7 protein-coding genes and 5 pseudogenes are annotated in these 11,463 nt (G+C 57.6%); 4 read left to right on the top strand and 8 right to left on the bottom strand.

The window, feature by feature from the left end; translation table 11 throughout:
• Positions 1-125: 125 nt before the first annotated feature.
• Positions 126-809, bottom strand: a complete 684-nt coding sequence (locus C7H85_RS10910; protein ID WP_106729740.1) for a response regulator — start codon at positions 807-809, stop codon at positions 126-128.
• Here C7H85_RS10910 and C7H85_RS19570 point away from each other — a divergent pair.
• A complete protein-coding gene (locus C7H85_RS19570) occupies positions 796-978 on the top strand; it encodes a hypothetical protein (RefSeq protein ID WP_146140447.1) in 183 nt (60 codons plus the stop codon). The two genes, C7H85_RS10910 and C7H85_RS19570, sit on opposite strands and share 14 nt — an antisense overlap.
• Positions 979-981: 3 nt before the next feature.
• Here C7H85_RS19570 and C7H85_RS20335 read toward each other — a convergent pair.
• The 4 genes and pseudogenes from C7H85_RS20335 to C7H85_RS10885 form a co-directional block, all read right to left on the bottom strand.
• A pseudogene (locus C7H85_RS20335) lies at positions 982-1,074 on the bottom strand (hypothetical protein); the annotation flags it as partial.
• Positions 1,074-3,178: pseudogene (locus tag C7H85_RS10895) on the bottom strand (putative bifunctional diguanylate cyclase/phosphodiesterase). The pseudogenes C7H85_RS20335 and C7H85_RS10895, both read right to left, overlap by 1 nt.
• Before the next feature lie 479 nt (positions 3,179-3,657).
• On the bottom strand, positions 3,658-3,885 hold the full coding sequence (locus C7H85_RS10890; protein ID WP_146140446.1) for a hypothetical protein: 228 nt from the start codon (positions 3,883-3,885) through the stop codon (positions 3,658-3,660).
• Between the two features lie 347 nt (positions 3,886-4,232).
• Positions 4,233-4,688 carry a response regulator gene (locus C7H85_RS10885; protein WP_158260081.1) on the bottom strand — a complete coding sequence of 152 codons (456 nt, stop codon included), beginning with the start codon at positions 4,686-4,688 and terminating at the stop codon, positions 4,233-4,235.
• A gap of 305 nt (positions 4,689-4,993) precedes the next feature.
• Between C7H85_RS10885 and tnpC the strand changes: the two are divergent.
• The 3 pseudogenes from tnpC to C7H85_RS10870 all read left to right on the top strand — a co-directional run bounded on the left by tnpC (position 4,994) and on the right by C7H85_RS10870 (position 8,576).
• A pseudogene (gene tnpC / locus C7H85_RS20265) lies at positions 4,994-6,435 on the top strand (IS66 family transposase).
• 34 nt (positions 6,436-6,469) lie between these two features.
• A pseudogene (locus C7H85_RS10875) lies at positions 6,470-7,190 on the top strand (IS630 family transposase); the annotation flags it as partial.
• Positions 7,191-7,304: 114 nt separating this feature from the next.
• Positions 7,305-8,576 (top strand): annotated as a pseudogene (locus C7H85_RS10870) (IS4 family transposase).
• A gap of 85 nt (positions 8,577-8,661) precedes the next feature.
• Here the strand turns inward: C7H85_RS10870 and C7H85_RS19565 are convergent.
• The 3 genes from C7H85_RS19565 to C7H85_RS10855 all read right to left on the bottom strand — a co-directional run bounded on the left by C7H85_RS19565 (position 8,662) and on the right by C7H85_RS10855 (position 11,283).
• On the bottom strand, positions 8,662-9,150 hold the full coding sequence (locus tag C7H85_RS19565) for a hypothetical protein (RefSeq protein WP_146140445.1): 489 nt from the start codon (positions 9,148-9,150) through the stop codon (positions 8,662-8,664).
• A gap of 39 nt (positions 9,151-9,189) precedes the next feature.
• Positions 9,190-10,746, bottom strand: a complete 1,557-nt coding sequence (locus C7H85_RS10860; protein WP_106729735.1) for a methyl-accepting chemotaxis protein — start codon at positions 10,744-10,746, stop codon at positions 9,190-9,192.
• 129 nt (positions 10,747-10,875) lie between these two features.
• Complete coding sequence (locus C7H85_RS10855) at positions 10,876-11,283, bottom strand: H-NS family histone-like protein (protein ID WP_106729734.1); 408 nt, start codon at positions 11,281-11,283, stop codon at positions 10,876-10,878.
• Positions 11,284-11,463: the final 180 nt, after the last annotated feature.

Below are 11,463 nucleotides of genomic sequence, written 5' to 3'. Positions count from 1 at the left end.
GGCGGCTCGACCAGCCCCCCTTGGCGCAATGCGAGAACACCAGCGCGGCCGACGCCCGACAGGTACCGAAGCAAATCGATCCCGCAAGGTGCTCTGACCGATCCTTCTCCCTTGCCTGGCCGGGGTCAAGCTCTATCCTCCCGTTGCCGGATCCCGGACAAACCGAGGATTTCCCCCGGGATCTCGTCAAGGGAGACCACCCGCTCCGCCGCCGCCAGCCTGATCGCCTCCTTCGGCATACCGAACACCACGCAACGGGCCTCGTCCTGGGCCAGGGTCCGGGCACCGGCGTCCCGCATCCCCTTGAGGCCATGGGCGACGATGGCGACCACCTTACCGGTCATGCCCAGGCCATCGTTCGGCCGGCCCGATCCGAGGGGCTGGCCGGGCCCGGCCTCCAACTGCCGGAGATTGGCCTGTGCCGCCTTGTTCGCCTGGACTAGATCGTCGGTACCGTTGCGCAGATAGTCCCTGAGCCCCAACTTCGACTTGGTCACGACGCTGGCCGCGCCGGCGGCAAGCGCCTGCAGCGTGACTTCGGCCCCTTTTTCGGTCAGGGTCGAACAGGTCACCACCGCCGTCGGCCGCTCGGCCATCAGCTGTTTCAGGAAGGTCATGCCGTCCATGCACGGCATCTCCACATCCAGCACCATGACATCGGGCCAGGCCTGCTTCATCTTCGCCATGGCGAACACCGGGTCCGCCGTGCTCCCCAACAGTTCGATGCCGGCATCCCGCTCCAGTCGTTCGGCCAGCGCCATCCGCACCACGGCGGAATCGTCGACGATCAGTACCTTGATTCGCGACATCGGGTCTTATCTCCTGGTTGTTGCCGGAGCGGGGCCTGAACTGCCTGAGCCAGACCTGCCCGTTTCCGGTATCGAATATCAGTTCGCGATGGCCGGCGCCGCCGAGGTGCTCGGCCACGCAGCTCAGGCCATGGTGGCGCAGCCGCTTGGCGAGGCGGCCGCTGACTAGCGGCATCTTGTTCGGCGTCAGGTGGATGCCGGCCCGGCGGTAAAGCCAATCCCTGAACTGGGCGAACTCCCGTTCGCTGATAGGCTCCGCTTGCATCAAAACTCCACCAAAATTCCCGGCAGCGGTTGCTGCCTGTGCTGTTTGTACCAGGACACCAGTTGTTCCTCCGACAGCGGCTTGGCGAACAGATAACCCTGGGCCAGGTGACAGCCTATCTGCCGCAGATAGGCCGCCTGCCCGGAGGTCTCCACCCCTTCGGCCACCAGCAGGATTGCAGGCTGCGGGCGAGGCTGACGATCCCCCGGACCAGCTTTTCGCTGCTCTCGTCCCGGCCGATACCCTGGACGAAGGAACGGTCGATTTTGAGGATGTCGATCGGAAAGCGCGCCAGGTAGTTGAGCGCCGAATAGCCGGTGCCGAAATCGTCGATGGCCAGCTTCAGGCCGAGGTCGCGCAACTGCCCGAGCGTCGCACGGGTTTCGTCGCGATCCTCTAGCAGCAGGTTCTCGGTGATCTCCAGTTCGAGCCACTCCGGCCGGCAGCCGGTCTCGACCAGTATGGCCCCGACTTCTCCGGCCAGGTCGTGCTCCAGGAACTGGCGCACGGAAAGGTTGACGGCCACGGTGAAATCCGTCCAGCCGCCACGGCTCCAGCGCACCGCGGCCTCGCAGGCGGTACGCAGCACCCAGCCACCGATCTCGACGATGATGCCCGTCTCCTCGGCAATGCCGATGAAGCGATCCGGCGTCAACAGGCCCAGCGACGGGTGGCGCCAGCGCAGCAGCGCTTCGTAACCGGTGATCCGCTCGCGCAGCAGGTCGACCTTGGGCTGGTAATAGAGCTCGAGTTCCCCGCGCTCCAACACCTTGCGCAGCTCCGCCTCGAGCGACATCCGTTCGGTCAGGCCGATGGTCAGCCCGCGCTCGTAGAAACCGTAGCCGTTGCGGCCATTGTCCTTGACGTGGTGCATCGCGGAATCGGCATACTTGATCAGGTCGTCGGCCGACAGGCTGTCGTCGGGATAGAGCGCGATGCCGATGCTGGCCGAAACGACCAACTCGCGGCCCATCAACAGGTAAGGTTCCTCGAACAGTTCGAGCACCGCGCGGGCCCAACCGTTCAGCACCTCCCGGCCATCGAGGCCCGGCAGCAGAATGGCAAACTCATCCCCCCCCATACGGGCGACGAAACCGCTGTCAACAAGGTATTCCGACAAACGCCCCGCCGTTTCTTGCAACAGGGTGTCGCCGGCGACATGGCCGAGGCTGTCGTTGATCACCTTGAAGCGATCGAGGTCCAGGAGCAGCAGGCCGACCCAGCCCTCACGGGTGTCGGCCTGGGCGAGGGTCTGCCGCAGCCGGGTATAAAACTGCTCCCGGTTCGGCAATCCGCTGAGGGTGTCGTAATAGGCCAGACGATGGATATGGTGCCGATACCGGGCAGCCTCGGTGATATCGTGCCCCACCGAGAGCACGCTGACCACCTCGCCATCTTCGTCGAACTCGGGCGTGAGCCTGATCAGGGTACAGTGCTCCGAGCCCTTGCTGTCCTGCCAGCGCAATTCGTATTCGTCCGGTTCCCCCTGGGCGAGCACCGCCTGCATCGCGCCCTGATACGCCGCCATCGCCGGGCCACCGGGATACTCCAGCGGTGTCTTGTCCAGCAGCTCGGCCAAAGGTACCCCGGCTGAGCGAATGAATTCAGCATTGGCAAAAACACGCCGGCACTGCCGGTCGTAGCGGGCAATGGTGTAATGCGAACTCTCCACCGCCGCCCGGTATATCCGCTCATGCTTGTCCAGTTGCTCCTGCAACCGGCGCACATCGGTAATGTCGCGCCCGTGCAACAGCACCCGCCGGTGGCCGGTGGCCGACGCGGCGAGCGGCGTCAGGCTAACCTCCAAATAGCGCCGTCCCTGCGGCAACGCCAGTGTTGTTCGGTAGCTCCACGCTTCGCCGGACGCCAGGCAACGGGCCAGGCTGCCGAAAAACCAGTCTTGCCGGGACGGCGGCAACAGTTGCTGTAGGCCACGACCGAGCGCACGCTCCCGCGTCAGTCCCACGATGCGGGTGGCGGCGCCGTTCAGGGCGATCAACCGCATCTCCCGGACCGAGGGGCCTTCGATCAGGCCGAGCGGGTCGGGCAGCCGTTCGAACGCCTCCGAGAGGAGCCGCTCCCCGGAAGAGGATACCAGTAACATATGCCGTTCAATCTCGTCCATCATGATGTCCTCTCCTGATTCCAGCGTTCGCGCCATACTGAGCGAGGGGGGTGGCGAGTTATCCAGGAGTGCAAGACAGCTTCAGGGAAGGAAGAGAGTGGCGGACTCCCCGGAAGCCACCGTGCGGAACCCTGCGGAGAAGCTGGTTCGCTACGGTGCAGCGCCAACCAACCGCCGGGGAACCGCCAGTCTACTGTCGCAAAAACCATGACCCGCTGCTATCGGACATTGGCTCAATTTGAACTAAGGAAATCCCTACAACCACCCGGCCCATACCGGTTTTTTCTTGTCTTTCTCTCATATCCCCGGAGTTTATCCTGCAGGTTTCCCTTTACGTAGCGCGAGCCGGCAGGCGGCGGAGAGCCTGAAAGCCCGGCACGGTTTTCCCCGCCAGCCCATGCCAGCTAAAGCGGCGGCGGCAATCCCCCGCACTCGAAGCGGCAAGCATTTATGCGCGTTCATTGAAACGGCCCATGGCTCAGCCCTGCTTGACGACCCGGTACAATCGCTGTTATGCGCTCGGCATATCGATTGAGGAAAACATCCTCTGTCACCTCGATGGCCAGATCGTGCCAGCCAAGGCCAAACTCGCGGATAGCCGAGGCGAGCATGTCGAACACGCTCTCGTTGTTCAGCAGTGCCTCCGGCAAATTGGTGGCGACGGGCCCGGGCAAGAGTCCCGCCACTTTCCATGCCGAGAGGTCGCGCCAACCAACAGGGTCATAATAATGGCGGCACAGAGATAGTGCCGGCCGCTAGAGCGAATATATCCTTCGGCCGAAGAACAAGTTTTTGGTGAAAACGTCGATATTTCAGGCATACTGCGCCGCTCTTCGGAATAAACTTTTGAGTATACAGGCTTGCCCTGTTTCTCATCCGCCGGCATCCATAAACGCCTCCTGCCGAGCCGTCTTTGACAAAGGCGGCCCGAGCTACGGATGGACGGCAGAGTGTGCCCCAACCTCCGTGTTGAAGGATGGACACTGATTCGCCCTGATGAACAAGCCGAACCGCGACGGCGAAACGAGAGCAATCATTTTTTCCCCTGCCCGGGTTCTTCTTGTACGTGAAAACCGGTTTCGGCGACGGGGCGCTTCGACCGCACCACCGCCTTGATGCCATCGATCAGTTCCCCGGCCTTATCATGCAGGGAGCGCCCGAGTCCCGGTTCAGGCCTGGAGAGCACGCTGACGGCACCGGCGAACACCGCCTGGAGCACCATTTCGGCGCCCTTGCCGAGGTGCGGGGAGAAGAGGAGCACGGGAGTCGGGCGCACCGCCATCAGCTCTTCCAGGAAGGCAATGTCATCCAGGCCTAGTGCCGCCATATACAACAGGATCACATCCGGCCACTCGCGCGCCATGCTCGCCAAGGCGAGCGCCGATTCGGTTCCGGCCACCTCGAGCCCCCCATCCTCCGACAACAAGGCGGCAAGCGCCAACCTCGCCGCGGCGGAGTCATCCACAATCAGGACCTTGATTCTGCTCATCATTCCTTTACCTCGCAGTGGTTACCGGCCGGGGACTCCGTAACCCGGGCCACCCGCGGTAGACAAAGGAAGGGGAAACCGCCGTTCCATCGCGGTGCCGGAGCCCCATCGTCGGAAAAAACACCCGTGTTCTACTATCGCAAAAACCCTTTCCCGTCGCTATCGGACACCGGACCAATCCGGACTAAGGAAATTCCTACAACGTAACCGTTCACCAGCCCCCTCTTGACATGAAAAAAGTGATGATCATCCCGTGATCCGCTTTTTCCGGTTGAACGATCCTGGGCAGCCTTCACGATGAGCGCATGAAAAAGAAAAAACTGTTTACCCATGAGCCGCCGCCGGTGGCCAACCTGACCGAAGCCAATGTCCTGATCCGGGAGTTATGGGAAAAACTGCGCGAGTACGAAGATCGGCTCGCGACCAGTTCCCGTCATTCGTCTCGCTCGCCGTCGTCGGATACCCCAGAGGCCAAAGCCGAGCGAAAAAAGCTCAAACGCCTGGTGGTGGAAATACGATTGGCGCTCAACCAGGTCACCCAGGACACAAACGCGCGCTGAGCCCGCTTAAGCCGACCGATGTTCAGGTCGCCTGCCTGCCGGAGCCAATTTGTGCCGAATGCGGCGATGAGGTGATGCCTTATGACGCCCCCAGCCAGCGCCGCCAGGTCTTTGAATTGCCGGTTGTCCCCTTGGATATCACCGAATATCAGCTGTTTCATGGCCGTTGCCAAGGCTGCCGGCAGGTCACCAAAGGGGCCTTGCCCGACACCGCGCCATCAGGTCAGATGGGGCCGCGTTTGCTCAGCCATATCGTCGTGTTAAGCGGGCAATATCACCTCAGCGTGCGTAAAATACAGCGCCTGTTGCAAGACCAATATGGGGAAACCTTCTCCATCGGGGCCATTTCCGAGGCCCAAGGAAAAGTCAGCGCCATGCTCACGCCGGTACATCAGGCCTTGCATCAGCATCTACGATAAGCTGAGCGGGTTCATGTTGATGAAACCACCCATCAACGTAATCGAGAACCGGGTACCCGCTGGGTCTGGCTGGTCGCCAATGACGAGGCGGTATTTCAGCAGAGGCGGTATTTCAGCAGAGCCGCTATTCCCGTAACCAGGACTCGGCCAAATACCTGTTGGGAGAACACTTCTCCGGGGTGGTCATCTCGGATCAATGTGCCAGTTATCATTGGCTGGAGCAGGATAAGCATCAGCTCTGTTGGGCGCATATCGACCCTAACTTACAGAAAATGGCCGACTATAGCGGCCAGGGGCTGACCGGCTTCCTTGGTGGCAGACTGGTATTGTTATGCAAATCGGTGTTCCGAACCCGGCACCGTTATGAGCTCGGCTTGCTTGAAAGAGAGATTTATCAGCGGCGCATGCAGCGGCTTCGACGAAGTATGCGGTATTGGTTGGAAAAAGGAACGCGGACCCTGTTCACGTTATGCCGGACGCGGTGCCTATATCCTCAAATATGAACCCGGACTGTGGGTGTTCCCTGCAGGATGACCAGATCCCGCAGACCAATAACGAGGCGGAACGTTGTCTGCGCGGCAGCGTGATCCTGCGAAAAATCTGCTACGGAACCAGCTCGGATCGGGGAGACAAGTTCCGCTCCCGGGTGCTGTCGGTGGTGGAAACCTGCAAGAAACGGCGGTTATCCCCCTCGATGTGATCAGTGAGATAGTCAATGCGGTGCTCGGCAAACAGCCTTACCCAGACGCATTTGGTCTGGCATCCTGATAGTCAATATCCCTCTGGTGAACGCTTACACTTGGGTTACCAGCGCAGTCGCTGGTCTACCGAGCTCTTTGCTATTGAAATCAATCGATTGTTGGGTCTCAGCATCGCGGCTTCCACACTCCGCCGTTGGCTGCCTCGTGAGGGGATTGTCTGGCGTAGCGTCGCCCACACACTGCGGATCAAGGACCCGGACTACCACAGCAAAGTCGCGCAGATCAGGGCAGCGCTGGCGGGCAGCAGCCAAGATAACCCGGTGCTTTACGCCGATGAAGTCGACATCGACCTGAACCCAAGCTGGGGGCGGACTGGATGCCACGAGGCCAGCAGAAGAAAGTGGTGACACCGGGGAAAAACGAAAAGCATTATCTGGCTGGCGCGTTGCACTCGGCCACCGGACAAGTGACCTATGTCTCTGGCCATAAAAGAATTCTTCCCTGTTCATCGCCCTGCTGGAAGCCTTGCGGCGGCGCTATCGCCGGGCTCGGCAGATCACTCTGATCCTGGGTAACTACGTGATCCACAAGAGCCGCCAGGTCCAGGCCTGGCTGGCGAAGAACCCCAAGTTCATCTTGCTCTTCCAGCCGGTTTACTCACCTTGGAGCAACAAGATAGAGCTGCTCTGGCACAAGCTGCACGAGACGGTGACCCGTAACCACCAATGCCGTAGCATCTGGTCTCTTCTCCAACGGGTCAGGCACTTCATGGATACGGTTTCGCCCTTTCCCGGAAGTGGCTACGGAACAGCCAGAATGTAGCACTATTACATAGACAGGATCTTAAGCGGTAACATCATGAAATAGATAGAAAAAAGGCTTCAGTTGTGATCTGATGTTAGTCGCCAAACAAAACATAAGAACCCAACAAAGCCGATGTCTATTATCCATCTAAAACAGCGACTAACGCAATTCCTGAATCCCGTTACCTTGAACCTGCAGGCCAAGCACTGCCAATTCATGCAGCGGATCCGCGACATTCAGCCCTTGCAACTGGTTACTTGCTTGGTCGCCGCCTTCAGCCAGGGCAACACCGCTTCCATCGCAGAGCTGCTGCGCCAGTTTAACGGGATGCAGCTCTGTGAAGCTGACTTTGTCGCCTATAAACCGTTCCACAATCAGTTGAGGAAGTCCGGCTTTGCCTCCTTCATGGCGTTGTTGACGCGGCAGGCCATGCCACTGTTGATTAAACAGTACCAGGGGAAGATACCCAGCAAGTTTCAACGATTTTAGCGCATTTTGCTGCATGATGGCTCTTCGTTTGCCATCCATGACAAGCTGAAAGATGAATTTCCCGGCCGTTTTCATACGGTATCGCCGGCCGCCGTTGAATGTCATGTCACCATGTCGTTGCTCGAGCAGGCGCCGGTGAACATGACCATTGCGGCCGATACTATCTCGGAGCATGATTTTCGACCTGCAGCGAACGAGCTGCGCGGACAGCTGCTTCTCGCTGATGCCGGTTACCTGGATCAGAGCTATTACCACGAGATTGAGCGCCACGGCGGATGTTATCTGGTTAAGGGCAAGCTGACCCTGAACCCGACCATCGAGGAAGCACGTAATGGGCAGGGGCGTTTGCTGCCCAAGTTGGCCGGGAAAAAGCTCAAGGCCGTCACACGCCGTAACAACCGCTCTGATGTGCTGGACATGATCGTCCGCTCGGGCAAATTCCGGTATCGGGTTATCCGCCGCTGGTTTGCGCAGGAGCAGCGCTTCGTGCTTTGGCTGACCAACCTGCCGCGTGACGAGTTCAGCACCATCGATATCATGCTGCTGTACCGTAGCCGCTGGCAGATAGAGCTGCTGCTCAAAGAGCTGAAATCCCACACCAACCTGCGAAAATTCAACACCGAGCAAAAAGCGATCGTCGAAGGGCTGATCTGGGCCAGCCTGCTGACCTTGCTCCTGAAACGGCTCATCGTGAACTCGGCTGCACCGGGGTTATCGCTGTTCAAAGCGGCCAAAAATGCGGATGTGTGGTTCTGTCCGGTCATGACAGCGATAAGCCAACGGGCGATGAAGGAAATAGAGTATCACCTGGACTGGGCCTGCCAGTTCTTACGACGAAACGCCCAACCATCTCAACAGAGTAAATCCAGGCAGGGCAATAGGTTACATGACATCTATGAACGTTTTAATGCTTAAGAACCTGGCTATGAGCACTATTAGGATCAGTTATTTAACGCAAGGTTCAGGAAGAAGATCAGCAACGCATCCAACACAACGAGATCTATAATGCTACGCCATAGCACCCTCGCCAAAGACAACTCCATGTGGGATTCATCGTAATAGGTAACCACCGCACCGACATCGTTAAAACTGTCATATTCCTCAAACACCAGCGACTGCTCCAATTGAAATAGCGTTTCATATTCAGAAATAGACCCGGGCACAACCTCTTCGGCAACACTATTTGTTCAGAGGGAAGATAAAGAAATAAAACAGGATTGCCTACCACATCCTTCACTTTAATGGCCCGAATATCCGGCAACTTTAGCTCTGCGGCAATCGCCAGCTTGGCCGCCTGCAGGTCAAAATCCCATATAGCCTTAGGCAAGCTTCGACTCATACGAGCATTCGCGCTGTCAATCGATGCCAAGAGTGATTTGTTCAGTCTTTCCCTTGCCGACTCGTAGTCGACATAGCTGGATATCCCTAAAATAAGGGATACCGTCATGAAAATTTGAACAACAAAAATTACCCTGGCACTTTTCAACATCCCTTTCCCCACTGTTATTAAACCCGGCCCAACGACGCCTCAGACGTTGCTGAAATATCTCACCAGGCTATTCAGCTCTTTGCTCAAACTCTCCAACTGGCCGCTCGCCACTGAAATTTCCGCACTCGCGCTGGCCGACGCCTCGGCCGAGGCTCGCACCGTCGACACTCGTTCGTTGCTCTCCGCGGTGACCGCGGCCTGTTCTTCGGTAGTGGTCGCGATAAGCTCGCTCATCAGTTGGATATTGGATACCTGCCGGGTGATGACGTCCAACGCCGCTCCCGTCTCGCGAACCGCGGCCACGGATGCCTGGGTGTGCTCTACGCTTGCCTGCATGGTGGCCGTACTTTCGTCGGCAATGCCCTGAAGTTCTGAAATCAACTGCTCTATTTCATTCGACGACCGCTGGGTCCGTTGGGCCAAATTACGAACTTCATCCGCCACCACGGCAAATCCCCGGCCGGCGTCCCCCGCCCGAGCGGCCTCGATAGCGGCATTAAGCGCCAACAGGTTGGTCTGATCCGTGACTTCCTTAATCACGTTAAGGATACTACCGATGCGCCCGCATTCTTGCTGCAGGCGCCCCATGAAATCCGCAGAGCTCACAATTTCCGAGGAGAGAGATTCAATCTGTGTGATGGCCCGTCGTGACAGAGCCTGTGCATTGAGGACCTCTCCGGCGGTGTTTTTGGCGGCCGTTGCGATTTCCTCGGCGTTACGGGCCACGTCTTGCACCGTAGCGGCAATCTCGCCCATCGCCGAGGCAATCAAATATGTTTCACTCTTCTGGTCGTTGATTTGCCCCTGAGTCACGTCGGTAATGGTGGTTAACTGAGAAGCGGAGGCAGTGAGTTCATGGGACGCCAACCCCATCTGAGAAACCACGTTACGCAGGCTGGAGTTCATTGTGTCGAGAGAAGAGAGTAATGTGCCCAGTTCGTCCCTGCGATTCTCGCCTTGTTGCTCCAAGACAAGATCACCATTGGCTATTCGCTGGGCGATTCGAACCGCCTGTTTCAATGGCAGGACAATCTGCCGACTGATGACGACAGTCACTATTCCTCCCATTACCAATGTAACCAGGGTAATAATGATGAGCAGATAAAACACCTTGCTGGCCAGCTCGGCGGCTCGCTCTTCCTCGGAAATATACAATTCGTTGCTTTTGTCCAGTAGTTCCGAGAGCAACTCATTGGCGGCGAGCAGCTCGGATCTTGTATGCGTGGACGCCCTCATCTTCAAGTAATTATCCAGATCATTTTTCAAATCTTTCAGGACAGCAATATCCTGAGGCGGCCACAGACCGGCTTCAGCGTCGATCAGTAACTGGTCGATGGCACCCTGGAGATTTTTATGTCGCTGATTGTGCTCCTCTGCCTGATGGGAATCACTATCCAGCGCGTACTGGTAATTGGCCTCACGGGTAAAGACTATCTCGTCGAATAGATTGCCGATCTGAGAGATACGTTTTAACGTCACATCGTTATTGTGTAACCCGTAAAGCCCGAACATAGACAGCAAGAGGACGAAGAAAAACAGTATCCCGAAACCGATGCAGAGCTTCAGGATAATGCTCAGGTTTTTAATAGTTGGCATATGCTTCCATATTTAAACGGATACTCCGAACAGCTGGGCATAAGGGCAGTAGCCGCTGAACAGAGCCTCCATCAACAGTTTACAGAGCACCGCCAAAACAGCCCGATGCCCGGTTTACATGCGAAGAGGCTACCCGATCAGAAAATCTTCCATTCTCTTCTCCCCACCCTCCATGGCTCTTCGGATAACGCTGGGCGTCCGACCCTGCCCGGACCAGGTTTTGTATTCTCCGTTTTCGTCTCGGTATTCATACTTGGCGGGCCGTTTTTCACGAACGCCGGTGGATTGCCTGCCAGGTTTGGTGACCTTGACGATGTCCCTGACGTCGATGCCGTCGGCTTCCAGTTGGCTGAGCAATGCTCTCAGCTTTCGCTCACGCTCTTCCGTGGCCACACGTTCCAAGGCCTCGGCTCCGCGCCGTTCCTCTACAACCGCCATCAACTTGGCCAGCCCCTCTTCCAGTTGCTCCGCGGTCAGTTCATGGGTAGCGGCGCGCAGGCTACGAATGTTGAACAATGTTTTCAGGAATTCGGCCATCGGCTTTACCTATAGCAATTATTTATATATCCATGAAAAAATTAAAACTCATAATAACCGGGACAAATACCCAAAGAATGAAAAATTACGAGGCATCAAGGATATTATCCCTTCAATAGCGCCGACCAAAAAATAGGAGCATTCGCCTCCTCTAATGATCGACGATTATTATTGCGAAAA

Origin of the sequence: Zobellella endophytica (genome assembly GCF_003012775.1) — a bacterium.
GTDB classification, from domain to species: domain Bacteria; phylum Pseudomonadota; class Gammaproteobacteria; order Enterobacterales; family Aeromonadaceae; genus Oceanimonas; species Oceanimonas endophytica.
Note: the sequence above shows the minus strand (reverse complement) of the source record. Positions and strands in the feature narration are given on the sequence as shown.

Bases quoted from the DNA above. Each gene is read 5' to 3' on its own strand.
- C7H85_RS10910 (WP_106729740.1), bottom strand. From the start codon at position 809: ATGTCGCGAATCAAGGTACTGATCGTCGACGATTCCGCCGTGGTGCGG.
- C7H85_RS10885 (WP_158260081.1), bottom strand. From the start codon at position 4,688: ATGAGCAGAATCAAGGTCCTGATTGTGGATGACTCCGCCGCGGCGAGG.
- C7H85_RS19565 (WP_146140445.1), bottom strand. From the start codon at position 9,150: ATGTTGAAAAGTGCCAGGGTAATTTTTGTTGTTCAAATTTTCATGACG.
- C7H85_RS10860 (WP_106729735.1), bottom strand. From the start codon at position 10,746: ATGCCAACTATTAAAAACCTGAGCATTATCCTGAAGCTCTGCATCGGT.
- C7H85_RS10855 (WP_106729734.1), bottom strand. From the start codon at position 11,283: ATGGCCGAATTCCTGAAAACATTGTTCAACATTCGTAGCCTGCGCGCC.